Here is a 23,805-nt window from a genome sequence, read left to right on the forward strand (position 1 = left end):
CTTCAGGAAGGGGATCATCGCCCGTAGATTTCTGGTCATCGAGATCCGCCAGGGATCGAGATCCGCCGGGGAGGGAACCAGATCATGACCGCCACCACCATGAACCCCGTACTGCGGGTCGCGCCCGCCGCGCCGGCCGAGGCCGCCGCCTACTTCCGTGCGAGCCTCGTCTTCCACGCCGACGTGTCCGACGTCGCCGCAGCGCTCGCGGCCGACGGCGACCCGGGGTTCGTGGTCCTGGACTCCCGTTCCACCGAGTCCTGGGACCAGGGCCACATCCCGGGCGCGATCCACCTGCCCACCTCCCTCATCCCCGAGCAGGCCGAGCAGCTCCTCGACAAGTCCGTGCCCATCGTGACGTACTGCTGGGGCCCCGGCTGCAACGGCGCGACCCGCGCCGCCCTCGCCCTCGCCGAACTCGGCTACCAGGTCAAGGAGATGCTCGGCGGCTTCGAGTACTGGGTGCGCGAGGGCTTCGAGTTCGAGACCTGGCAGGGCCGCGAGGGCCGCAGCGCCGATCCGCTCACGGCACCGGTGGACTCCGACAACTGCGGTTGCTGAGGGGCAGGTCGGGCGCGGTGAGAGGGCGGGCCCGCGGTGCGTGTAGGTTCTGCTGCCATGGTGCGATACGCGGAACCGGGCGCGGTGGAGTGGGTGGAGTCGGGCGGCGGCCCCCTGATAGCCGTACCCGAGACGGTGCTGCCGTTCTGGGCGGGCGCCGACGGCGACGAGACGGCCTCGGACTACGACCGGGCCTGCGAGGTCGACGGGTCGGTCGGACTCCTGCCCGTGGGCGACAGCGCGGCGCTGGTGTTCGGTGACGAGCCCGCCTCGACCTCCTACCTGCCCGACCACGGTGTCTTCGTACGCTGGTGCGCGGCCGACTCCGAAGAGGAACTGCTGGCCCGGGTTCCGGCCGCCCTCGCCACGGCGGTCTGGGAACACGAGGTGCGCTGGAACGTGCCGGGAACGGTGATCCTGTTCGACTCGGCCTGGCCGGGACCGGAGACGCAACGGACCGAACACCTGCGGGTGGCCCTGGAGCCGGGGCCGTACGCGGTCCGTGCCGCCCAGGTGCAGCCCGGCCCGGAAACCTGGCTGGGTCTCGTCCAGCTCCGACGGCTGCCGCACTGACCCTGTGGGGCCCGCGCGAATAACCAGGTGCGCCGGACCTGGCGGTTCCCCATCATGAACTGCCATGCCCCGACTTCCGCACCCCGCCCCCGGAGCCCTGCGCCGCGACCCCCTGCCCCTGCGCGGCCGGACCGCCCTGGTCACAGGCGCCAGCAGACGGGCCGGCATCGGTCATGCCGTGGCCCGGCGGCTCGCCGCGTACGGGGCGAGCGTCTATCTGCACCACCATGTGCCGCACGACGCCGCCATGCCGTGGGGAGCGGACCGGCCCGAGGACGTCGTCACCTCCGTGCGCGAGGCGCTCGGCGATCCGGATGCCCTGGTCCTCGCGGGCCCCGGCGACCTCTCCGACCCGGCCGCGCCCGCCGAACTCGTCGCCACGGCCGCATCGGCGCTCGGCGGACAGCTCGACATCCTGATCGCCAACCACGCGCTGAGCGGCTCCGACGGCACCCTCGACGACATCGACGCCGCGATGCTCGACGCGCACTGGGCGGTCGACACCCGCTCGGTGCTGTTGCTCGTCCAGGCCCACGCCCGGCTGAGGCCGGCGGGCCCCGGCGGCCGCGTCGTGATGATGACCTCCGGCCAGGACATCGCGGGCGGCATGCCCGGCGAGATCGCCTACGCCCTCCAGAAGGGCGCCCTCGCCTCGATCACCCGCTCCCTGTCGACCACGCTCGCCGAGCAGGGGATCACGGTGAACACCGTCAACCCCGGTCCCGTGGACACGGACTACCTGACCGGCGAGGCGTACGAGGCCGTGGCGGCCTGCTTTCCCGCCGGCCGGTGGGGCATGCCGGACGACCCGGCCCGCCTCATCGCCTGGCTGGCGACGGACGAGGCGGGCTGGATCACCGGTCAGGTCATCGACTCCGAGGGTGGATTCCGGCGCTGATCACAAGGTGACGGTCAGAGCGCGGACAGCTCGTCCACCAGGTCGTCCAGGCCCAGAGAACCCTGCGACAGCGCCGCCATGTGCCAGGCCTTGAGGTCGAAGGCGGCGCCGTGCCGCTCGCGCGCCTTGTCGCGGCCCAACAGCCATGCCCGCTCGCCGAGCTTGTAGCCGATGGCCTGGCCCGGGATCGTCAGATAGCGGGTCAGCTCGCTCTCCACGAAGTCCGCCGGACGGCTGCTGTGCGAGCCGAAGAACTCCTGGGCCAGCTCCGGGGTCCAGCGCTCGCCGGGGTGGAAGGGGGAGTCGGCCGGGATCTCCAGCTCCAGATGCATGCCGATGTCGACGATGACACGGGCGGCCCGCATCATCTGCGCGTCGAGGTAACCGAGCCGGTGCTCCGGGTCCGTGAGGAAACCGAGCTCGTCCATGAGCCGCTCCGCGTACAGCGCCCAGCCCTCGCAGTTGGCGCTGACATGGCCGACGGTGGCCTGGTAGCGGGAGAGGTCCTGTGCGACGTGCGCCCACTGCGCGAGCTGGAGGTGATGGCCGGGGACGCCCTCGTGGTACCAGGTCGAGACGAGGTCGTAGACCGGGAACCGGGTCTGGCCCATCGTCGGCAGCCAGGTGCGGCCCGGACGCGAGAAGTCCTCCGACGGGGGCGTGTAGTACGGCGCCGCCGCACCGCCGGGCGGGGCGATGCACGACTCCACCTTCCGGACCCGCTCGGCGAGTTCGAAGTGCGTGCCGTCCAGCTTCTCGATCGCCTCGTCCATCAGGCCCTGGAGCCAGTCGCGGACCTCGTCGACGCCCTCGATGTGCTTGCCGTGCTCGTCGAGGTGAGCGAGCGCCACCCACGGCGTCGCGGCCCCCGGAAGGATCTTCTCGGCCTCCTTCTTCATCTCACCGAGCAGCCGGTGGAATTCGGACCAGCCGTACGCGTACGCCTCGTCGAGGTCGAGGTCGATGCCGTTGAAGAAACGGGCCGAGCGGGCATAGCGCTCGCGGCCCACCGTGTTCGGCGCGCCCTCGATCGCCGGTACGTACACCTCGCGCATCCAGTCCCGCAGCTCCACCACGGCGGCCGTCGCGCCGCGGGCGGCGTCGTCCAGCTCCGCGCGCAGCGACTCGGGACCGGCCGAGGCGAAGTCCTCGAACCAGCCACGGTCCTCGCCGGAGCCGGACCACTCGGTGAGCTGCTCGACGAAGGTGGCGGTCGGGCGCGGAGCCGCGTACAGCTTGCGCTCCAGACCCAGCGCGAGGGACTCGCGGTACCCCGCGTACGCGGCCGGCACCGCGCGCAGCCGCTCGGCGATCGCCGCCCAGTCCTCGTCGGACTGGCTCGGTGTGACGGTGAAGACCTCGCGCACCGAGTGCGCGGCGGTGGCCATGTTGCCGACCGAGCGCAGGCCCTCGTCGGCCTCGTGCACGGCGAGTTCAGCGGTCAGCCGCTCGCGCAGCAGGCGCGCACACCGGCGCTCGATGTCACTGTCCGCGCCGGGCCGGCGTTCGGCCTCGTCGAGCCGCGCGAGCGTGGCCCGCGCGAGGTCCGCGAGCGCCTCCTGGCCCGCGGGCGAGAGATCGGGAAGCCTGCTCGAACTCTCCTTCACGCCGAGATACGTACCGGTGACCGGGTCGAGGGCGATGAGTTCGTCGACATAGGCGTCGGCGACCTCACGGGGCAGCGGGCTCTTGGTCTCAGACATGCGGTCCATCCTCATACGAGGGCCGCGGTACGTCACTCGGATTGAGCTGAGGGCGAAGGCGGCAGCATGGGGCCGCAGTCCCACTGCTGGAAGATCAACCTGGTCTCCACCCGGGCGACCTCCCGGCGGGCGGTGAACTCGTCCAGGACCAGGCGCTGCAGATCCGCCATGTCCGCCACCGCGACATGGACGAGGTAGTCGTCGGGACCGGTGAGGTGGAAGACGGTCAGCGCCTCCGGCAGGGCGCGGATCCGCTCCACGAACGGCCCCACCAACTCCCGTCGGTGCGGCCTGACCTGCACGGACAGCAGCGCTTGCAACCCGCGCCCGAGTTTCGCCGGATCGAGCTGAAGCCGGTGGCCGAGGATCACGCCCGACCGGCGCAGCCGCGTCACCCGGTCCAGGCATGTCGACGGCGCGACCCCGACCTGCGCGGCGAGGTCGCGGTAAGTGGTCCGGGCGTCGTTCTGCAGAAGTCTCAGCAGCTGGAGATCCACCGGGTCCAGTACGACAGATTCGGCCATTGGCCGAACGTAGCACGGGGCATCGCCACTGTGGCCCGGTCGGTGTTCACCCTTCCGTCATGGACACGCCCCTGGACACGCCGGCGTACGACGCCGTACGCCGCCCCGCACCCAGAGCACTCGCCACCGAGGCCGTGCACGCCGGCCGCGACGACCTCGCCCGGCAGGGACTGCACGCCCCGCCGATCGACCTGTCGACCACCTACCCGTCCTACGACAGCCGCGGCGAGGCCGCCCGCATCGACGCGTTCGCCACGACCGGCGCGGAGCCGGACGGCCCGCCCGTCTACGGCCGCCTGGGCAATCCGACCGTCGCCCGCTTCGAGACCGCCCTCGCCCGCCTCGAGGGCACCGAGGCGGCGGTCGCGTTCGCCAGCGGGATGGCGGCACTGAGCGCGGTTCTTCTCGTACGGGCCTCGATGGGCCTGCGCCACGTCGTCGCCGTACGTCCGCTGTACGGCTGCAGCGACCACCTGCTGACCGCCGGACTGCTGGGCTCGGAGGTGACCTGGACCGACCCGGCCGGGATCGCGGAGGCGCTGCGCCCGGACACCGGTCTGGTGATGGTGGAGTCCCCGGCGAATCCGACCCTCGCCGAGGCGGACCTTCGGGCGGTGGCCCATGCCTGCGGCTCGGTCCCGCTGCTCGCGGACAACACCTTCGCCACGCCGGTGCTCCAGCGCCCCGCCGAACAGGGCGCACGGCTGGTGCTGCACAGCGCCACCAAGTACCTCGGCGGGCACGGGGACGTGATGGCGGGCGTGGTGGCCTGCGACGAGGAGTTCGCAGGGCGGCTGCGGCAGATACGGTTCGCCACGGGCGGCGTCCTGCACCCGCTGGCCGGATACCTGCTGCTGCGCGGCCTGTCCACCCTGCCGGTACGCGTCCGGGCCGCCTCCGCGACCGCCGCCGAACTCGTCCGCCGCCTCGCCGCCGACCCGCGCGTCGCCCGCGTCCACTACCCCCGCATCGGCGGCGCGATGATCGCCTTCGAGGTCCACGGCGACCCGCACGAGGTCATCGCCGGCGTCCGCCTGATCACCCCCGCCGTCAGCCTCGGCAGCGTCGACACCCTGATTCAGCACCCGGCGTCCATCAGCCACCGCATCGTGGACGCGGACGACCGACGCGACGCCGGGGTGAGTGACCGGTTGCTGCGGATGTCGGTGGGCCTGGAGGACGTGGAGGACCTGTGGTCAGATCTGGACGCCGCGCTGGGACGCCCCCGGGTGGGGAACTGCGCGACAAGCCACAGCAAGCCCGCACTCACCACACAGCCCTAGCCTCCATGGCGCTCAGGCCTTACCCAACTCACCCGCACGCGAAAGCCGTTCCGTAACCGGCTTGTCCAACGAACCATCCAGACGAGCCGTGATGACGAGGGTCCCCTCCTCGATCTGATAGTCGAGGGGGAGCCCCAGCCCCCGCATCGCCGCGACCATCCCGGTGTTGGCCGACTGCGTCACGGCGTACACACTCTCGCAGCCCGCCTCGACGGCCATCCCCACCAGCCTGCGCAGCAACTCGCTGCCGATGCCGCGCCGCTGCCACGCGTCCTCGACGAGCAGCGCGACCTCCGTCTCGTCACCGTCCCACAGCAGATGACCGAGCCCGACGACGCGCCCCGACACGGTCTGCACGGCGAGCGTCCGCCCGAACCGCGGACTGAGCAGATGGTTGAGATAGCGGTCCGCGTCACCGACCGGACCGTGGTACCGCATCCCGAGCGTCCGCGCCGAGCACCGCTCGTGCATCTCCCTGGCGGCCCGAAGATCACCGGTGTCCGCCCGGCGCACGGTGATGTCGTTGCCCTCGGGCAACGTCAACACGTCCTGGCTGCGCGGCACGCGCGGGCCGAGCCGCGCGTCCAGCTCCACCAGCGTCCGCGCCCGCGCGAACTCGGTCGGCGTGAACGGCAGATACGGCCGCTCCACAGTGATCACTCCGCCTTCCGGCGCCCGCAGCCGCATCACGGTCTCCTCCAGGGCCCCTTCCATCGGTACCGGCTCCGGCCCCCGGCCGCCTCCGGCCGGCGTGGCGGGCAGCGACCGGATGGTGCACCGGCCCAGCAACTGCCGCAGCGCCAGCGGAAGTTCCGCCGCGTCCAGGGCGGTACGGGTGGCGAGGCCGAGCACCCGGGTCGGCGCGTCCACGAGGTCATGGGCGTCGGCCCGCTCGATCCAGGTCTCGGCACCGCCGGCCACGGAGACCGCCCGGGTGATCTCGGCCGCCGTGAGCCCGTCGGGCGCACGCAGCAGGAACTCGTCCACCGTGCCCTCGGCCAGCGGATGCGTCTGCAGGCTCAGGATGTCCACCCGCAGCTCGGCGAGGACCGTGCACAGCGCGGCCAGCGATCCCGGTTCGTCCTTCACCGTCGTCCGCATCCGCCACAGCACACTGTCCCCGGGCACCGTCGCGGCCACATCCCGCGCCTGGCCCGACGGTCCGGCGTCCGACCGCCCGGCCCGCTCCTCGGAGCGCGGCCGGGCACTGGTATCGCCTGTCGGCGGTGCGTGACCGTGGCGCCGTGCCCACCATGTGTGGAACCCCGCCGTGGCGATCAGGGCGGCCGCCGAGATCAGCAGCAGCGTCGGTCCGTCGGGCCCGTGCCCGATCAGGTTCGCCACGGCGTCGGCCACCGCCACCGCCGTGAAGAGCGCGGCGAGTTCGATGACGTCACGCCGCCAGTGGTGTACAGGACGTCCGTGCTTCGCACGCGTCACATCAGACATGTCTCGACTCATGCACCCACTGTGAAGGAACGGTGTTGCGTGATCACGAACGCTTTGTGACCGGGCGGTAAAGAACGCTTATGTCTAATTTGTGGGTTTTTCAACTACGTTCCGGTGTCCGACCGGTACGACCGTGCCGCGCACCGGGGGATGACACCGGTGCGCGGCACGGATTTCAGGCTACGGGATCTACTGACCGACCCGGCCCGGCTGCAGCACCTGCGTGAACAGCACGGTGCCGTCCGACTCGCGCAGGCGTACCGTCAGCTCGCCGCTGCCGCCGTCGATGTCGACCTCGCCGAAGAACTGGTAGCCCCCGGCGGGCGAGACGTTCGCGGTCGTCGGCGCCTTGATGAACACCCGCTCCGGGCCGAAGGTGTTGTCCAGGGTGTTCGCCGGGAACGCGCCCGCGTTGAGCGGGCCGGAGACGAACTCCCAGAACGGCTCGAAGTCGGTGAAGGCCGCCCGCGACGGCTGGTAGTGCTGGGCCGAGGTGTAGTGCACGTCCGCGGTCAGCCACACCGTGCCCGTGATCCTGCGGTGCTTGATGAACCGCAGCAGCTCGGCGATCTGCAGCTCCCGCCCCAGCGGCGCCCCCGGGTCGCCCTGGGCGACGGCCTCGATGTTCGGCTTGCCGTCGCCGGTGTCCGGTACCACCAGGCCGAGCGGCATGTCGGAGGCGATCACCTTCCACACCGCCCGGGAGCGGGACAGCTCGCGCTTGAGCCAGGCCAGCTGCTCGGCGCCGAGGATGCCCTGCGCGTCGGTGGCCTGGTCGTCCGTCGAGTTGGCGTTGCGGTAGGTGCGCATGTCCAGTACGAACACGTCCAGCAGCGGACCGTGGTTGATCACCCGGTAGACCCGGCCGTCGGGGCGGCGCAGCGTGGAGATGGGGAAGTACTCCGAGAACGCCTGCCGGGCGCGAGAAGCGAGGACGTCGACGTTCTTCTCGGTGTAGCGGGCGTCGGCCAGGATCTCGCCGGGGTACCAGTTGTTGGTCACCTCGTGGTCGTCCCACTGGATGATGGACGGGACCTGGGCGTTGAACCGCTTGAGGTTGTCGTCGAGCAGGTTGTAGCGGAAGTTGCCGCGGAACTCGGCCAGCGTCTCGGCGACCTTGGACTTCTCCTCGGTGGTGATGTTCCGCCAGGTGCTGCCGTCGGGCAGGGCGACCGAGGCCGAGATCGGGCCGTCGGCGTAGACGTTGTCGCCGCTGCAGAGGAAGAAGTCCGGGTCCAGCGCGGCCATCGCGTTGTAGATCCGGTAGCCGCCGAAGTCCGGGTTGATTCCCCAGCCCTGACCGGCGAGGTCGCCCGACCAGACGAAGCGCACCCCGTCGCGCCGCCGCGCGGAGGCCGTACGGAAGGTGCCGGTGACCGGCTCGCCGGTGCGACGCGGGTCGTCCGGGTCGGCGAGCAGTACGCGGTAGTGGATCTGCTCGCCGGACGGCAGACCGCGCAGCCGGGTCGTGCCGGTGAAGTCCGTACCGGCGTCGAGCAGCGGGCCCTGCCATCTGCGCGGGTTGCGGAACGACTCGGTCGCGGACGTCTCGACGACCATCCGGGCCGGGCGGTCCGACCGCACCCACACCAGCCCCGAGTCGCAGGTCACGTCTCCCGTCTGCACGCCCCAGCCTGCCTTGGGGCGTCCGGACAGGGCGAACGCCGGTGCCGAGCCGAGTGCCGTGGGCAGGGTGAGTGCCGCCGAGGCGGCGAGCGAGCCGCGCAGGACGCTGCGACGGCCCGGGAGCGGACGGTGTGACATGGAGGCCTCCAGGGGCGGGATCCGGCCAGTGTGCAGTGCCACAACTACTGGTGCGCCGCAGCGCACACGGAAACCACAAGTGAACAACTGACCGCATCGGCAAGGGAACGGGGCAGTCAGGCGGGAGACAGACGGACGTACGGTTCCGGTCACCTACCGGTGGAAGCAGTCCCCCGGCGGCCGGCGACCGCCTCGGCCATCAGCCGTACCCCCGCCCGGATCCGCGCGGGGGACAGGTGCGCGTATCCCAGGACCAGCCGCACGCCCGGCCGGTCCCCGTCACCGGCACGCGCGTGTGCGTAGTCCGTCAGTGGACGCACCGCGACCCCGGCCGCGGCCACGCGCGCGAGGAACCGCTCCTGAGGCCCGTACCGTTCCGGCAGGGCGGCGATGACGTGCAGCCCCGCGGCGATCCCGGTCACCTCCGCGCCCGGAAAGTGCTCCTCCAGAGCGGCGACGAGGGTGTCACGACGCTCCCGGTACGCCCGCTGGCAGCGGCGCAGCTGGCGGTCGTAGTCGCCACGCTCCAGGAACCGGGCGAACAGCGCCTGGTCCAGGGCCGGATGACCGAGGTCCATGGTCCGTTTGCGCTCGACGACGTCCTCGGCCAGCGACTCCGGCACGAGCAGCCAGCCGAGGCGCAGGCCCGGAGCGAGGGACTTGCTGACCGAGCCCGTGTAGGCGACGCGTTCCGGGTCCAGGCCCTGGAGCGCGCCGACGGGGGCGCGGTCGTACCGGAAGTCCCCGTCGTAGTCGTCCTCGAGGACGACGCCCTCGACGGACCGCGCCCAGTCGAGCAGCTCGGTGCGGCGACGGGCGGAGTAGGCGATGCCGGTGGGGAACTGGTGGGCCGGGGTCGTGACGACGGACCGTAAGTCCGACTCCCGCAGCGGGCCCATGGCGAGCCCCTCCTCGTCCAGCGGCAGCGGCAGGGTGGTGACGCCGGCGGCGGCATACAGGGCGTCGTGCTGCGGGCTTCCCGGGTCCTCGACGCCGACTTCGCGCATCCCGCGCGCGTGCAGCACGAAGCCGAGCAGCGTCGTCGCCTGCGCCACCCCGGAGACGACCACGATGCGCTCGGGGTCCGCGACCACGCCGCGGCGGCGAGCGAGCAGCTCGGCGAGCGCCGTACGCAGCCGGGGCAGCCCGCGCGGGTCGGGATAGCCGAGCTCGTGGTGCGGCAGCTCGGCCAGCACCCCGCGCTGGGCCGCCGCCCACGCGGCACGCGGGAACAGCGACATGTCCGGCGTCCCGGGCACGAAGTCGGCCCTGGCGTCGGTGGCGCGCGGTGCGAGGTCGCGCGCGCGTGGCCCGGCGGCCCGTGCCGCATCGCCCACCCAGGTCCCGGCACCCCGGCCGCTGCGCAGATAGCCCTCCGCCGTCAACTGCTCGTACGCCTCGGTGACCAGCCCGCGCGACACACCGAGGTCGGCGGCGAGATCGCGGCTCGACGGCAGCCGCGTACCCGGTGCGAGCCGCCCCGACCGCACCGCCTCACGGAGCGCCGCCTGCAGCGAACGCCCACGCGCGCGTGCCGGTGCCGACGCGGCGGGCAGCAGCAACTCCCAGGCGGGGGAGGGGACCCGACGCTCGGCGTTGCCCGCGGGCTCGGCGGCGCCCGGTGTCGCGGTGGGCCGCGTCGGCCGCCCGGCGGAATTGGTCTCCGATGGAGTCATGAAAGTGGACCTTAATCGGGACCGCGGCGGTTCCTAGCGTCGCTGCCATGAACGCCACCACCACGCGCGGTGCCCTGCTCGCCGCGCTCGCCTGTGTCCTCGTCGGAGGGTCCTTCACCGCCAACAGCCTCCTGGGCGACTACCCCTACGCGGGCGGCCAGTTCCTGCGCTACGGCCTCGCCTTTCTCCTGCTGGTCCCGCTGGCGGGACGGGACGCCACGGTCCGGCTGCGGGCACTGGCCGCCGGTCAGTGGGCCCGTCTCGCGGTGCTGGCGGCCGTCGGCATGGTCGGCTTCAACCTCGCCGTCATCGCAGCCGAGCGCACCGCCGAACCGGCGGTTCCCGGTGTCTTCGTCGGCTGTGCGCCCGTGGTCGTGGCCGTCGTCGTTCCTCTGCTGGACGGACGCCGACCCCAACGCACCGTCCTGTACGGGGCGTTGCTCGTCGCCGCGGGCGCGTTCGCGGTCCAGGGCTGGGGGCGTACGGACGGCGCGGGCATCGCCTTCTCCGCGTGCGCGCTGGTGGGCGAGGTCGGTTTCGCGGTCCTCGCGGTGCCCGTGCTGCGGCCGCTGGGACCGCGGTTGCTGTCCGCCACCGTGTGCGGGGTCGCCGCCGTCGAGTCCGCGGCGGCCGGGCTGCTGCTGGACGGCACCGCGTGGCTGCGGCGTCCCGACGCCACGGAGACCGTCGCGCTGCTGTGGCAGGCGGTGGTCGTGACCGTCGTCGGCTTCGTGTGCTGGTACATGGGCATGCAACGGATCGGCGCCGAGCGCGCCACGCTCTTCTCCGGCCTCATCCCGGTCGCCGCCGCCTGCACCGCCCCGCTCGTCGGAACCGGCTCCTACGGCGCCGTCCAGGCCCTGGGCAGCGCCCTCGTCGGCGCCGGAGTCGCCCTGGGCTCCGGCGCGTTGACGCGTGCCCCGCGCGGGTCAGCGGCTGCCGTCGAGGATGACGCGCGCGACCAGGGCCGGGTCGTCGTTCATCGGGCAGTGGCCGCAGCCGGGCAGCCGGACGAGGCGCGCCCGGGGAATGATCTGCTTGGCGCGCACCCCTTGCCGGCGCACCAGCAGCCGGTCCCTGGTGCCCCACGCCACGGTGACCGGGATCCCGGGGATGTCGTCGGCGAACCGGACGGCCCGGCCGGCCCGGAGAGTCCGGTCGAAGCCCGTGGCCCGCGCCAGCGCGAGGGTCTCGGCGACCACGGCCTCGGGTGAACGGCGGCCGGGGCGGGCGTAGATCGTGCTCGTGAGGACCGTGCGACCGGCCGCCGACCGGGACAGCTGCTCCACCAGCGGCACCGGCAGCCGCCGGGAGATGTGCCGCATCGCCAGCAGCACACCGAAGGCATAGCGTCGCTCGGCCTCGGACCAGAACCCCGCCGGGGACAGGGCGGTGACGGACCGCACGAGCTTCTCGCGGCCGAGCTCCAGCGCGATGAGCCCGCCCAGGGAGTTGCCCACGACATGCGGCCGGTCGAGCTCCATGGCCTCGCAGAAGGCCGCGAACACGGCGGTCGTCGTGGCCAGGTCGTAGCTGAGGCTGTCCGGCAGGCCCGGAGACGCGCCGAAGCCGGGCAGGTCCACGGAGATCACCTCCCGCTCGGCCGCCAGTATGTGTACCACCGGGTCCCAGACCTGCCGGTGGTGACCGATGCCGTGCAGCAGGAGCAACGGTTCGCCGCGCCCCACGCGCGCGTAGTCGACGGTCACACTCTGCGGGCCGTGGGGAGAGGAAACCTTGAAGGAGACAGTGGCGGACATGGGCGCTCCTCGTCTGGGACACGGGCTGGGACACGCTGACGGACGACGTAGACACCTTGTCAGCAATTGCTACCGGCGGGTAGCCCCTGGCGGTCGTCGACCTGGAGGCCGGAAAGTCCCTCAACGCCTCCCGTCGGCCCCGGCGTTGAACTCCACAGCCCGGCACCGCCGAATTCGCCTGGACACACCCGGACGCGTCGGCTGGGATGGTGAGGTGACCACCGACACCGAGACCGACGTCTTCGAAGAGCACCGCCCCGTTCTCCTGGGGGTCGCCTACCGCATGCTCGGCCGCGTGGCCGACGCGGAGGACGTGGTGCAGGAGGCGTGGCTGCGCTGGTCCGGCGCCGACCGGTCGCAGGTGCGCGAACCGCGCGGCTACCTGGTGCGCATCACCACCCGCCTCGCCATCGACCGGCTGCGCCAGGTCAAGGCGCGGGGCGAGACCTACATCGGCCCCTGGCTGCCGGAGCCGTACGCCACCGACTTCGGGCACACCGTCCCGGACAGCGCGGAACGTGCCGTGCTCGCCGACTCCGTCTCCCTCGCCGTCCTCGTCGTCCTGGAGTCGCTGTCGCCCCTGGAGCGGGCGGTGTTCGTCCTCAGGGAGGCCTTCGGCTACCCGTACGCCGAGATCGCCGCCATGCTCGACCGCGGCGAGGCGGCGGTGCGGCAGCTGGCGGGGCGGGCCCGCAAGCACGTCGACGAGCGGCGGCCGCGCTACGAGGTCGACCCCGTCCAGCGCCGCGATCTCACCGAACGGTTCCTGGCCGCGGCGGCCGAGGGCGACCTGGAGGGGCTCATGTCGCTGCTGGCCCCCGACGTCCGCCTCGTCGGCGACAGCGGCGGCAAGGCCAAGGCGCCGGTGCGGGTCCTGGAGACGGCCGACAAGGTGGGCCGCTTCCTCATCGGCGCCGCGCAGAAGGGCGTCGCCGATGTGTCCTTCCGGTTCCTGGAACTCAACGGCGGCCCCGCGGTGCTGGTGCGGTCCGGCGACAAGCCCGACAGCGTCTTCCAGCTGGACGTCCTGGACGGGCGGATCCAGTCGGTCTACATCATCCGCAACCCTGACAAGCTGACGTCCCTGGCGACGGCGTAGCTCCCGCCGCCGGGTCGCGGGCGTGGCGGCTCCAGCCCGTGCCGTGAACGTTCCCGGCGATTGGTATTGACCAAGGGTGAGGGCCGCCCTATGGTCGCAGAGAAGTGCAACAACCTTTAATAAACAAGGGCGCTAAAACGCCGACGGGCCACGGCGATTGCGGAGGACAGGGTGGGGACCACGCAGCTGGAATCGGTGCCGGAACCGAAGTACTGGCACCTGAGGACCGTGCTCAGTGAGGCATTGGAATCCGAGTTCTCCGTGGGCGAGATCCTGCCCAACGAGCGCGACCTGGCCGCCCGCTTCGGCGTCGCCCGGGCCACGCTCCGCCAGGCACTGGAACAGCTCGAACTGGAAGGCCGGCTGCAGCGCCGCCGCGGTGTCGGTACGACCGTCGCGCCGCCGCGCGTGGGTGTGGCCGTCGGCACCGAGCAGCACGCCTGGCCGGGTACGGCCGACGACGTCTGGCAGCCCGCGGACTGCACACGGGCGGTCCCGCCCGCGTCCGTCGCCGATGCCCTGGGGAGCGGGCGGGACGAGGCCGTGCACATCGTGCGCCGCTCCCGCGTGACGCACGGCCAGCCCGTCGCCGCCGAGCTGCTCTACGTCCCGCAGTCGTCGGTGCCCGACCTCACCGCCATCGACGCCCCGTCCGCAGCGGCACGCGCGCGTGCCGTGCTGCGCGAGCTGCAGCGCCTGGACCTCGAGGGCCAGGAGAACGCCGTCGAGCTGGGCTCGGCCCGCGCGGACGACGCCAAGGAGCTGGACCGTCTGCCGGGGGCGCCCGTCCTCGTCGTCACCACCCGCTACATCGCCGGGGGCCGCACCGCGGCGCTCTCCGTCGCCACGTACCGCGCGGACACGTGCCGGCTGACCTTCGGCGACTTCGGCGGCGTGGAGATCCACCAGGACCCGGAACGCCGGGCGTCCTGACCGCCGTACCGGTACATACCCCGCGCCCCGGATCCGCTCCGGGGCGCGACGCGTTCACGGCACACGGCACTGCACCGCGAGGGATTGGCGACGGACCGCTGAGCGTCAGCGCCGCCCCGTCACCGTGCCCTCCACCGCGAAGAGCTGCTCCTCCACATGGTCGAGAGCGAGCCGCAGCGCTCCCGTCGCCACCGCCGCCTCGCCGAGGAGGGACAGGGCGACCTTCGGCGGGCGCAGGCAGTAGCGGGCCAGCTCGCGCCGGAGCGGCTCCAACACGCCGTCCAGGCCGGCCGCCCAGCCGCCGACGACGACCAGCTCGGGGTCGAGCGCGAGGACGAGGGCGGCCACGTCGTGGACGAGGCGCTGGATGAAGCGGTCGACGGCCGCGCGGGCCCCCTCGTCGCCCTTGCGGGCCTGCGCGAAGACCTCGGCGACAGCGTGCTCGTCGAGGGGCCGCAGGGGCTCGTCCGTGGTGGACAGCAGGGTCTCCGGAGTCGCCTCGCGGCCCAGCAGATGCAACGCGCCGATCTCGCCGGCCGCCCCGCCGAATCCCCGGTGCAGCTGCCCGCCGATCAGCGCACCGGCGCCCGGGCTCAGCCCCGCCAGCACGAACACCACGTCGTCGGACTCGGTGGCCGATCCCTTCCAGTGCTCGGCGACCGCCGCCGCGTTGGCGTCGTTCTCCACCAGGACCGGGCACTTGAAGGACCGGCTCAGCCGCTCGCCCAGCCGCAGCCCCGTCCACTCGGGCAGCGCGGCGCCCAGCCGCACGGTGCCGTCCGCATCGACGATGCCCGGCGTCGCCACACCCACGGCCCGCAGCGAGCCACGTGCGACACCGGCCCGGCGCAACAGTTCGGCGACCGCCGTACGCAGCCGTTCCAGCCGCTCGTCGGCCTGGGCCGTCTCGTCGACGTCCTTCGCGATGGAGCCGAGCACCCGGCCGTCCAGGTCGGCGAGGAGCGCGGCGACCCGATGCGACCCGATGTCCAGGCCCAGCAGATGCCCCGCCTCCGCCCGGAACCGGAACCGCCGCGCCGGGCGCCCCTGACGCCGGACGACACTCTCGTCGGCGGCCTTCTCGACGACGTAACCCGCCTCGATGAGGCCCTCGACGACGCCCTCCACGGTCGGGCGGGACAGGCCGGTGACCCGGGTGATCTCCGTCAGCGTCGCGGCGTCCGTGGCACGCAGCGCGTGCAGCACCACCGCGGAATTGATCCTTCGCAGCAGCGAGGGATCCCCGCCGGTCAGCCGCCCCAACGTCCGTCCTCCCAGCTCGTGCGCATGTTGGGCGGATGCTACTCGCCGGGACGGACGCGGGCGAGGGGTGGGCACCTGCCGGCCTACTGACCGGTCCGTTTACCCGCAACCACCGGGCCGGCCGCCGGGTCAGGCCGCCAGGCCGCCCGCCCGCTCGGATCCCTCCGGCCGGAACCCCCGCCAGGCTCACCCCGGCGCCACGAACCCCGACTCGTACGCCGTGATCACCGCCTGCGTACGATCCCGCGCCCCGAGTTTCGCCAGGACGGCGCTCACATGCGACTTCACCGTCTCCGTCCCGACGACCAGGCGGGCGGCGATCTCCGCGTTCGACAGACCGCGCGCCATCAGCCGCAGCACCTCGGCCTCCCGCTCGGTCAGCCGGGCCCGCTCCAGCACGGCGCGCGCCGCCCGGTTCCCGCCGTCGTCTCCGTACTGCGCGGCAAGCTGTCGCACCGAGGCGGGGAACAGCAGCGACTCGCCCTCGGCTACCAGCCGCACCGCGTGCACGATCTCGGCAGGCCGGGCCCGCTTCAGCAGGAACCCGTCGGCACCGGCCCGCAGCGCCTCGTACACGTACTCGTCGTTCTCGAAGGTCGTGATGACGACGATCTTCGGCGGCTCGTCGACCGTCCGCAGCACCGCGCGCGTGGCCTCGATCCCGTCCAGCAACGGCATCCGCACATCCATGGCGACCACGTCCGGCCGCAGCTGCCGGACCAGCGGAATCACCGCTGCCCCGTCCGCCGCCTCCCCGACGACCTCGATGTCGGGCTGCGCCTCCAACACGGCCCGCAGACCGGCGCGTACGAGGGGTTCGTCGTCGACTAGGAGAACGGTGACCGGCATCCGGTCAGCGTAGATCAGCGCAGCGGCAGTTCTGCATGCACCTGCCAGTCACCTTGATCCGGCCCGGTCCGCGCGCGTCCGCCCAGCAGTGCCGCGCGCTCGCGTATGCCGCGCAAGCCGCTGCCTCTGCCGGGCCCGGGTATGTCGGCACCGAGCGGATTGCGGACCTCCAGGCCGAGGGTGCCGTCCGCGACCTCGATGCGGATCCGTACCGGGACGGCGCCCGCGTGCCGCAGCACATTGGTCAGCGACTCCTGGAGGATGCGGTAGCCCTCCCGGGAGACCGGGCCCGGCACGGTGTCCAAGGGCCCCCTCATGTCGACGTCGACCTTCGCGCCGGAGGCACGCGCGGACTCCAGCAGCCGGTCGGCGTCCGTGAGTGTCGGCCTGCTGCTGACCGGCCGCTCGGACTCACGCAGGATGCCGAGGACCCGCTCCAGGTCCTCCAGCGCGGCCCGGCCGGTCTCCTCGATGGCGTCCAAGGCCCGGTCCGTGAAGGCGGGGTCGCCCGCCGCGCGCGCGGCACCCGCCTGCACCACGGCCACCGTCAGGGCATGGCCGATGGAGTCGTGCAGTTCGCGGGCGATGCGGGTGCGCTCCAGGAGCTGCTCGGTGCGCTCCTCCATCGCTGCGAGGCGCTCGGCGGGGGAAGGGCCCAGGAGCCGGTGGGCCAAGGCGGTGATGAGCCGGCCCGAGCCGACCACGGTCAGCGCCAGCGCGACCAGTGACACGGGCGCGAGCAGGGCGTGCCACCAGTGGTGGCCGGCGAGGTGGAGCAGCACGCCCCCCTCGCCGCCGAGGCCGAGAGCCGACAACACCAAGTCCACTGAGGCGAGCAGCAGTTGGACGGTGAACATCGAGGTCGCGCAGCCGAGCAGGAGCCGCGCCTCCAGCCACACGACGAGCCGCCCCCGGTCGCTCCAGGAGGCGGACGGGGCGACGACGATGTCGGTGCTCGCACTGTCGTGCCGGTGACCGGTCAGCAGCAGCCTTGCCTGCATCCCCTCCACGGTGCGCATCGCGGGCACCAGCCCGGCGGGGGCGAGCAGCACGGCCGCCAGCGCCCAGGTCCACCACGCTTCCTCGATGAAGAGCAGCATCGACGGCCACACGATGGCGATGAACAGATGCAGCAATCGTGTGTACGTCACCGCCCGGCCGAACGGGCGCAGCAAGCGGACCATTTCGTCATCGTGCCAGCCGCCACTGACAACGAGCCTCCCCCGCACGGGGGAGACGAACTCCTCGGGCGGGGGAGGCCCCGACCCGTCCCGGACGGCCAGGCTGCTGCCATGACCAGCATCGACGTCCAAGACCTCACCAAGGAGTACGGCACCCGCCGGGCCGTGGACCACCTCACCTTCCGCATCGAGCCCGGCCGCGTCACCGGCTTCCTCGGCCCCAACGGCGCCGGAAAGTCCACCACCATGCGACTGGTGCTCGGCCTCGGCCGGCCGACCTCCGGAACCGCGACGATCGGCGGCCGCGCCTACGCGACGCTCCACGAACCTCTGCGCCAGGTGGGCGCGTTGCTCGACGCCCAGGCCGCGCACGGCTCCCGGACCGCTCGCGACCATCTGCGTGGCCTGGCCGCGAGCAACCGCATCCCGAACCGCAGGGTCGACGAGGTGCTGGAGGAGACAGGAATCGCGTCGGTCGCACGCCGCCGGGTGAAGACGTACTCCCTGGGCATGCGCCAGCGGCTCGGTATCGCCGCCGCCCTCCTCGGCGACCCGGAGGTGGTCATGCTCGACGAGCCGTCCAACGGCCTCGACCCCGAAGGCATCATCTGGATACGCCAGTTGCTGCGTCGCCTCGCGGGGGAGGGGCGCACGGTCCTGGTCTCCAGCCACCTCATGAACGAGACCGCGTCCTTCGCCGACCACCTCGTGGTCCTCGGCCGAGGGCGCCTGCTGGCCGACACCCCGATGCGGGAGTTCATCCACGCACGCGTGGAACCCCGCGTCCGCATCCGCACCACGGACACCACCGCCCTCAAGACCGCCCTCGCCCGACACGGCCACGATGCCGTCCAGCACGAGGACGGGCACTGGATCGTGCATCACGCGCGCGTGGACGACATCGGCCGCCTGATTTCCCAGGCAGGTGTCCCCGTACTCGAACTCGCCGCCGAGGAAGGCACGTTGGAGCAGGCCTATCTCGATCTGACCGCGACCGAGGCCGAGTTCACCGCACAGCCCCAGGAGGCCTGAACCATGGCATTCGTGCCCGTACTCCACTCGGAGTGGCTCAAGATCCGTACGCTCCGCTCGCTGCCGGGAGCGCTGCTCGCACTGTTCGCCGCGACCACGGCGTTCTCCGCGCTGGCCGGCGCATCCGGGGCCTCCGAGCCGGATTTCGACCCGCTCTTCACCGCGCTGTCCGGTGTGCTGCCGGGCCAGATCGCAGCCATCTCGTTCGGCGCGATGGCTGTGTCGTCGGAGTATCACGGGGGTGCGCTTCGACTGTCGCTCGCCGCGGTCCCCCAGCGTGGACGATGGTTCGCCGCCAAGGTGACGGCGATCGCCGTGCCGACTCTCCTCGTCGGGCTGGTCACCGCCTTCACCGCGCTCGTCGCGGGACGCGCGGGACTCGGCTCCGCGGCGAGTGGGCTCACCGTGGCCGAGCAGGTGCGCGGGGTCGTGGGCTGCGGGATCTACCTCATGCTGATGGCCTTGTTCGCGGCCGGTCTCACCGTCCTGCTGCGCAGCGGTGTCGCCACGCTGTCCATCCTGATCCCGTTCATCCTCGTGGTGTCGTTCGTGATCGGCGATGCCGCGGGCACCATCGCGGACTTCCTGCCGGACAAGGCGGGGCAGATCGTGATCCACCAGACCTACGACGGCACGCTCGGGCCATGGTCGGGCCTGACGGTGACCGCACTGTGGACGGCTGCCGCGCTGGTGGCGGGGGCGTGGAGCGTGCGGCGACGGGACGCCTGACAGGACGCCAATTGTCAGTGGGGCCGGGTTTACTGGACGACATGAACATCGCACGGCACCTCGCTCTCATCGACGAGCTGTGCTTCCGCCCGTTCGTGGCGGAGCACACCTCGTGGGACGGAGGCGACAGCGGACCCGGTTACCACGCCGTGGTGTTAGAGAGCAGCCGCGGCGACTGCGGGACGCGTGCGGCGACGGTGGAGCAGCACGAGAAGTGCCGCGACGCCCTGTACGAGCAGTTCGCGTCCCGCTGGGGAGAGACGGATCCGTACAACCTGCAGACCGTAGTGCTGCGCACCGCGCAGGAGGAGATACCCCAGCCCTGGGTCTCCCTCAGCGCCCGCGCCCGCCTGGCCTACCTCTGGGAAGCGGAAGGGACGGGCCGTTGGGTCGCGGTGGCCGTGGCCGACCGAGACGAGACCGACGACGTGCAGCTCCTCGCCGTGGTCACGGAAGTCGACCCGCCGTGACCCTAGCGGCGTCAGGACTCTTCCGCCGCCACCCGCAACCGCCCGAACTCCTCCGCCATCGTCGCCGCCGTCCAGTGCGCGTTCAGCCCGCTCGGATTCGGCAGCACCCACACGCGCGTGCCCCCGATCACCCGCTCCTGCGGGCCCACCTGAGCCTTGCGGTCGTCGAAGGCGGCCCGGTACGCGGTGACGCCCACCACGGCCAGCCAACGTGGCCGCAACCGCGCCACCTTCGTCGCCAGCAGCCGCCCGCCCTCGCGGTACTCCTCCGCGCTCAGCTCGTCGGCCCGTGCCGTCGCCCGTGCCACGACGTTCGTGATGCCGAGTCCGTAGGACAGCAACTCCTGCTGTTGCGACGGTTTCATGAGTTTCGGCGTGAAGCCGGACAGGTGCAGCACCGGCCAGAAGCGGTTGCCGGGGCGGGCGAAGTGATGGCCCGTCGCAGCCGTCATCAGACCGGGGTTGATGCCACAGAACAGCACATGGAGACCGTCCGCGACGACGTCCGGTACCAGACGGTCGCGAGCGGCCTCCAGCTGCTCGGCGGTGAAGCGCGCCATGCTGAGCGACGCGCTAGAGGATGGCCCCGGGCGTGTAACCGGCGGCCTCCGGGCGCTGCTTCACGATCTCCTCGACGCGGCCCACGACGACGCCGACCTGGTCGGCCGCGGCCCCCGTGAAGGACAGCTTGTCGGCCATCAGCGCGTCCAGCTGAGCGCGGTCGAGCGGGATGCGCTCGTCGGCGGCGAGCTTGTCGAGCAACTCGTTGCGCTCGGCGCCCTGCTCGCGCATGGCCAGCGCGGAGGCGACGGCGTTCTCCTTGATCGCCTCGTGCGCCAGCTCACGGCCCACGCCCGCGCGCACCGCGCCCATCAGCACCTTGGTGGTGGCGAGGAACGGCAGGTAACGGTCCAGCTCACGCGCCACGACCGCCGGGAAAGCACCGAACTCGTCCAGCACCGTCAGGAAGGTCTCCAGCAGCCCGTCCAGCGCGAAGAACGCGTCCGGCAGCGCGACCCGGCGCACCACCGAGCAGGACACGTCGCCCTCGTTCCACTGGTCGCCCGCCAGCTCGCCCGTCATCGAGGCGTAGCCGCGCAGGATCACCATCAGGCCGTTGACGCGCTCACAGGAGCGGGTGTTCATCTTGTGCGGCATCGCGGAGGAGCCGACCTGGCCCGGCTTGAAGCCCTCGGTCACCAGCTCGTGCCCGGCCATCAGCCGGATCGTCTTCGCCAGCGACGACGGCGCCGCCGCCAGCTGCACCAGCGCGGTCACGACCTCGTAGTCCAGCGAGCGCGGGTAGACCTGGCCGACCGAGGTGAACGCCTGCGAGAAGCCCAGGTGTCCGGCGATCCGGCCCTCCAGGTCCGCCAGCTTCGACGCGTCCCCACCCAGCAGGTCCAGCATGTCCTGAGCCGTGCCCACCGGGCCCTTGATGCCGCGCAGGGGGTAGCGGCCGAGCAGCTCCTCGACCCGGCCGTACGCGACGAGCAGCTCGTCGGCGGCGGTCGCGAAGCGCTTGCCCAGCGTCGTGGCCTGCGCGGCGACGTTGTGCGAGCGGCCGGCCATGACCAGCTCGCCGTACTCGCCGGCCAGCTTGCCGAGGCGGGCCAGGACGGCCACCGTACGGTCGCGCATCAGCTCCAGCGAGAGCCGGATCTGCAGCTGCTCGACGTTCTCCGTGAGGTCGCGGGACGTCATGCCCTTGTGCACGTGCTCGTGCCCGGCGAGGTCGTTGAACTCCTCGATCCGCGCCTTCACGTCGTGCCGCGTGACCTTCTCGCGCTCGGCGATGGAGGCCAGATCGACGGTGTCAAGGACACGCTCGTAGTCGGCGATCGCCTCGTCCGGAACCTCGATCCCGAGGTCCTTCTGGGCCCGCAGCACGGCGAGCCAGAGCTGCCGCTCGAGCTTCACCTTCTGCTCGGGGGACCAGAGCGTGGCGAGCTCGGTGGAGGCGTAGCGTCCGGCGAGGACGTTCGGGATGCGGGGCTTGGCGGGCGCAGAAGTCACGTGTACGGAGTTTACCCGGCGCCCCGAGGCCCCGGATCGCGCATACGGTCCGGAGCGCCCCAGGTCAGGCTGTCGCCGTCGGAGTGAGGCCGTCGGCCGTATACAGGGCGATCGGGTGAATTCCCTGGCCATCGACGCGTCCTGGTTTCTGGGGCCCGCCTGTCTCGTTCATAGTCTGCAGGTCGTGGCGAGTGTGAACGTGCGGCATCACGGCTCCTGCGATGACCTCGCAAATCCCGGCAATCGACAAGATCGCGTCAATGACCGACGTTGGCTTCCCCATTCCGCCTGAGAGAAAGACAACGAGAATGCGACAGGCCCTGACCAGGGGATTGATCGTGGCTGCCGCCGCGACGAGCGCCCTGTCACTATCCGGTACGTGGGCGTCCGCGGCCCCACGCATGCAGGGGACCGTGGTGAACTCCGCGGCCGCACTGCCGGGCCGTACGGATCCATGGGACCCGGACGGGCTGGAAGGGCTGGATGAGAAATTCGGCCAGATGCAGGAAAAGTTCGGCGCGATGCGGGACAAATTCTATGAGCTGAATGACAAGTTCAACTCGCCGGATTACCCGGAGCCCGCTTCCGAACACGACACCTCCGGATATGGCAACTCTGGCTACGGCGCCGAGAAGCCGAGCGGCTACGGCTACGGCAAGGAGGAGCCGAAGGATCACGGCTACGGCAAGGAGGAGCCGAAGGGCCACGGCTACGGCAAGGAGGAGTCGAAGGGCCACGGCTACGGCAAGGAGGAGCCGAAGGGCCACGGCTACGGCAAGGAAGAGCCGAGCGGCTACGGCAAGGAAGAGCCGAGCGGCTACGGCAAGGAAGAGTCGAGCGGCTACGGCTACGGCGAGGAGGAGCCGAGCGGCTACGGCTACGGCAAGGAAGAGCCGAGCGGCTACGGCTCCGAGGAGCCGGACGAATGCGGCTACGGCTCCTGCTACGGCGACTCACCCGAACCCTCGCCCAGCAAGACGCCGCCGCCCCACAAGCCGGAGCCGACGCCTCCGCCCAAGGCGCCGCCCGCGAAGCCGGATCACCCCCAGATGCCCGAGACCGGCACCAACACCGGAGCCATCGTCGGAGGCATTGTCGGCAGTGGGGCGCTGCTGGTCGGCGGAGCCTTCCTGTACCGACGAAGCCGGGCCGCGCGTCAGCAGTAGCGCACACCTGTGACAGCGCCCGGTACCCCACCAGGGACCACCGGGCGCTTTCCCCTGTCCGCGGCTACGCCCCCAGGCCCTCGTAGGGCTGCAGTTCCGGCCGCTTCGGCGGCAGTCCGTCTCCGGACGAGCGTCCCGTGAGCCGCCGTCCGATCCACGGCAGCAGATGCCGCCGGGCGAACCGCGCGTCCGCGACCCGCCGGGCGACCCACCCCGGCGGCAGCGTGGCCGGCATCGGCGTGCGCCACTCGGTGTCCTCGGGGTCGTAGCCGAGCGCCTGCCACACCGCCTCCGCGACCCGGCGATGCCCCTCGGCCGTCAGATGCAGCCGGTCCACGTCCCACAGGCGGGGGTCGCCGAGCGACGGTGCCCCGTACAGGTCGACGACGATCGCTCCGTGCCGCTCGGCCAGCTCGTCGACGCACGCGAACAGCTCCTCCATGCGCGGCCGGAACCGCTCCAGGACCGGCCCCTGCCGCCCCGGGCTGCGCATCAGCACCAGCTGCCGGCACGACGGGGCGAGCTTCTCCACGGCCTCCTCCAGGAGTCCGCGCACCCGCCCCATGTCGCACTTGGGCCGCAGCGTGTCGTTGAGCCCGCCGACCAGTGTGATCACATCGGCGCCCATCGCGGCCGCCACGTCGACCTGCTCCTCGACGATCTGCCGGATCAGCTTCCCGCGCACCGCGAGGTTGGCGTACCGGAAGTCGGGCGTGCGCGCGGCCATCCGTCCGGCGAGGAGGTCGGCCCAGCCCCGGTAGGAGCCGTCCGGGAGCAGGTCCGACATGCCCTCGGTGAAGGAGTCGCCGACCGCGACCAGGCTGGTGTGCGTGGGGTTCGTCTGCATGGCGACAGAGATGGTAACCCGGCTCCATA

At 72.0% G+C, this 23,805-nt stretch carries 22 protein-coding genes and 1 pseudogene; 11 read left to right on the plus strand and 12 right to left on the minus strand.

Features of this window, described 5'->3' with window-relative positions; all coding sequences use genetic code 11:
• Positions 1–84: 84 nt before the first annotated feature.
• From ACTMVF_RS32050 to ACTMVF_RS32060, 3 genes are all read left to right on the plus strand, one after another.
• A complete protein-coding gene (locus ACTMVF_RS32050; protein ID WP_441274579.1) occupies positions 85–561 on the plus strand; it encodes a rhodanese-like domain-containing protein in 477 nt (158 codons plus the stop codon).
• Positions 562–618: 57 nt separating this feature from the next.
• Entirely contained in the window at positions 619–1,134 is a 516-nt protein-coding gene (locus tag ACTMVF_RS32055) for an immunity 21 family protein (RefSeq protein WP_441274580.1), read from the plus strand.
• 64 nt (positions 1,135–1,198) lie between these two features.
• Positions 1,199–2,032: an SDR family oxidoreductase gene (locus ACTMVF_RS32060; protein WP_441274581.1), complete on the plus strand. Its 834-nt coding sequence runs from the start codon at positions 1,199–1,201 to the stop codon at positions 2,030–2,032.
• A gap of 14 nt (positions 2,033–2,046) precedes the next feature.
• Here ACTMVF_RS32060 and ACTMVF_RS32065 read toward each other — a convergent pair whose 3' ends face one another.
• Together ACTMVF_RS32065 and ACTMVF_RS32070 are read right to left on the minus strand one after the other, a co-directional pair.
• Positions 2,047–3,735: a DUF885 domain-containing protein gene (locus ACTMVF_RS32065; RefSeq protein WP_441274582.1), complete on the minus strand. Its 1,689-nt coding sequence runs from the start codon at positions 3,733–3,735 to the stop codon at positions 2,047–2,049.
• Positions 3,736–3,767: 32 nt separating this feature from the next.
• Positions 3,768–4,259, minus strand: a complete 492-nt coding sequence (locus ACTMVF_RS32070; RefSeq protein WP_441274583.1) for an Lrp/AsnC family transcriptional regulator — start codon at positions 4,257–4,259, stop codon at positions 3,768–3,770.
• 59 nt (positions 4,260–4,318) lie between these two features.
• Between ACTMVF_RS32070 and ACTMVF_RS32075 the strand changes: the two genes are divergently transcribed.
• Positions 4,319–5,542 carry a trans-sulfuration enzyme family protein gene (locus ACTMVF_RS32075; RefSeq protein ID WP_441274584.1) on the plus strand — a complete coding sequence of 408 codons (1,224 nt, stop codon included), beginning with the start codon at positions 4,319–4,321 and terminating at the stop codon, positions 5,540–5,542.
• A gap of 12 nt (positions 5,543–5,554) precedes the next feature.
• Here ACTMVF_RS32075 and ACTMVF_RS32080 read toward each other — a convergent pair whose 3' ends face one another.
• The 3 genes from ACTMVF_RS32080 to pdxR all read right to left on the minus strand — a co-directional run bounded on the left by ACTMVF_RS32080 (position 5,555) and on the right by pdxR (position 10,431).
• Positions 5,555–6,991: a GNAT family N-acetyltransferase gene (locus tag ACTMVF_RS32080; RefSeq protein WP_441274585.1), complete on the minus strand. Its 1,437-nt coding sequence runs from the start codon at positions 6,989–6,991 to the stop codon at positions 5,555–5,557.
• A gap of 189 nt (positions 6,992–7,180) precedes the next feature.
• Positions 7,181–8,755 (minus strand): alkaline phosphatase D family protein, encoded by a 1,575-nt coding sequence (locus ACTMVF_RS32085; RefSeq protein WP_441274586.1) that lies wholly within the window; start codon positions 8,753–8,755, stop codon positions 7,181–7,183.
• 149 nt (positions 8,756–8,904) lie between these two features.
• The gene (gene pdxR, locus ACTMVF_RS32090; protein ID WP_441274587.1) at positions 8,905–10,431 is read right to left on the minus strand and encodes a MocR-like pyridoxine biosynthesis transcription factor PdxR; all 1,527 of its coding nucleotides are present in this window, start codon (positions 10,429–10,431) and stop codon (positions 8,905–8,907) included.
• A 47-nt stretch (positions 10,432–10,478) separates the two neighbouring features.
• On the opposite strand from pdxR, the pseudogene ACTMVF_RS32095 reads away from it, so the two are divergent.
• A pseudogene (locus ACTMVF_RS32095) lies at positions 10,479–11,267 on the plus strand (EamA family transporter); the annotation flags it as partial.
• Positions 11,268–11,360: 93 nt separating this feature from the next.
• Here ACTMVF_RS32095 and ACTMVF_RS32100 read toward each other — a convergent pair.
• Complete coding sequence (locus ACTMVF_RS32100; RefSeq protein WP_441274588.1) at positions 11,361–12,191, minus strand: alpha/beta fold hydrolase; 831 nt, start codon at positions 12,189–12,191, stop codon at positions 11,361–11,363.
• A gap of 214 nt (positions 12,192–12,405) precedes the next feature.
• Between ACTMVF_RS32100 and ACTMVF_RS32105 the strand changes: the two genes are divergently transcribed.
• Positions 12,406–13,290, plus strand: coding sequence for an RNA polymerase sigma-70 factor (locus ACTMVF_RS32105; protein WP_302002563.1), 885 nt, complete (start codon positions 12,406–12,408; stop codon positions 13,288–13,290).
• Between the two features lie 171 nt (positions 13,291–13,461).
• On the plus strand, positions 13,462–14,223 hold the full coding sequence (locus ACTMVF_RS32110) for a GntR family transcriptional regulator (RefSeq protein ID WP_441274589.1): 762 nt from the start codon (positions 13,462–13,464) through the stop codon (positions 14,221–14,223).
• 105 nt (positions 14,224–14,328) lie between these two features.
• Here ACTMVF_RS32110 and ACTMVF_RS32115 read toward each other — a convergent pair whose 3' ends face one another.
• From ACTMVF_RS32115 to ACTMVF_RS32125, 3 genes are all read right to left on the minus strand, one after another.
• The gene (locus tag ACTMVF_RS32115; RefSeq protein ID WP_441274590.1) at positions 14,329–15,486 is read right to left on the minus strand and encodes an ROK family protein; all 1,158 of its coding nucleotides are present in this window, start codon (positions 15,484–15,486) and stop codon (positions 14,329–14,331) included.
• 186 nt (positions 15,487–15,672) lie between these two features.
• Entirely contained in the window at positions 15,673–16,335 is a 663-nt protein-coding gene (locus ACTMVF_RS32120) for a response regulator (protein WP_274237332.1), read from the minus strand.
• A gap of 14 nt (positions 16,336–16,349) precedes the next feature.
• The gene (locus ACTMVF_RS32125) at positions 16,350–17,519 is read right to left on the minus strand and encodes a sensor histidine kinase (protein ID WP_441274591.1); all 1,170 of its coding nucleotides are present in this window, start codon (positions 17,517–17,519) and stop codon (positions 16,350–16,352) included.
• Positions 17,520–17,627: 108 nt separating this feature from the next.
• On the opposite strand from ACTMVF_RS32125, the gene ACTMVF_RS32130 reads away from it, so the two are divergent.
• The 3 genes from ACTMVF_RS32130 to ACTMVF_RS32140 are packed head-to-tail and all read left to right on the plus strand — an operon-like array spanning position 17,628 to position 19,747.
• Positions 17,628–18,548 (plus strand): ABC transporter ATP-binding protein, encoded by a 921-nt coding sequence (locus ACTMVF_RS32130; RefSeq protein ID WP_441274592.1) that lies wholly within the window; start codon positions 17,628–17,630, stop codon positions 18,546–18,548.
• A gap of 3 nt (positions 18,549–18,551) precedes the next feature.
• Positions 18,552–19,277, plus strand: coding sequence for an ABC transporter permease (locus ACTMVF_RS32135; protein WP_441274593.1), 726 nt, complete (start codon positions 18,552–18,554; stop codon positions 19,275–19,277).
• Positions 19,278–19,318: 41 nt separating this feature from the next.
• Entirely contained in the window at positions 19,319–19,747 is a 429-nt protein-coding gene (locus ACTMVF_RS32140) for a hypothetical protein (RefSeq protein WP_441274594.1), read from the plus strand.
• An 11-nt stretch (positions 19,748–19,758) separates the two neighbouring features.
• Here ACTMVF_RS32140 and mug read toward each other — a convergent pair whose 3' ends face one another.
• Both mug and purB read right to left on the minus strand, forming a co-directional pair.
• Complete coding sequence (mug, locus tag ACTMVF_RS32145; RefSeq protein WP_441274595.1) at positions 19,759–20,307, minus strand: G/U mismatch-specific DNA glycosylase; 549 nt, start codon at positions 20,305–20,307, stop codon at positions 19,759–19,761.
• Positions 20,308–20,320: 13 nt separating this feature from the next.
• Complete coding sequence (purB, locus tag ACTMVF_RS32150) at positions 20,321–21,763, minus strand: adenylosuccinate lyase (RefSeq protein WP_441274596.1); 1,443 nt, start codon at positions 21,761–21,763, stop codon at positions 20,321–20,323.
• A gap of 416 nt (positions 21,764–22,179) precedes the next feature.
• Between purB and ACTMVF_RS32155 the strand changes: the two genes are divergently transcribed.
• Positions 22,180–22,929 (plus strand): LPXTG cell wall anchor domain-containing protein, encoded by a 750-nt coding sequence (locus tag ACTMVF_RS32155; protein WP_441274597.1) that lies wholly within the window; start codon positions 22,180–22,182, stop codon positions 22,927–22,929.
• Between the two features lie 64 nt (positions 22,930–22,993).
• Here ACTMVF_RS32155 and ACTMVF_RS32160 read toward each other — a convergent pair whose 3' ends face one another.
• Positions 22,994–23,776, minus strand: coding sequence for an SGNH/GDSL hydrolase family protein (locus tag ACTMVF_RS32160; RefSeq protein WP_441274598.1), 783 nt, complete (start codon positions 23,774–23,776; stop codon positions 22,994–22,996).
• Positions 23,777–23,805: the final 29 nt, after the last annotated feature.

The sequence above is a fragment of the Streptomyces sp. SD31 genome (genome assembly GCF_052068475.1).
Taxonomy (GTDB): Bacteria; Actinomycetota; Actinomycetes; order Streptomycetales; family Streptomycetaceae; genus Streptomyces.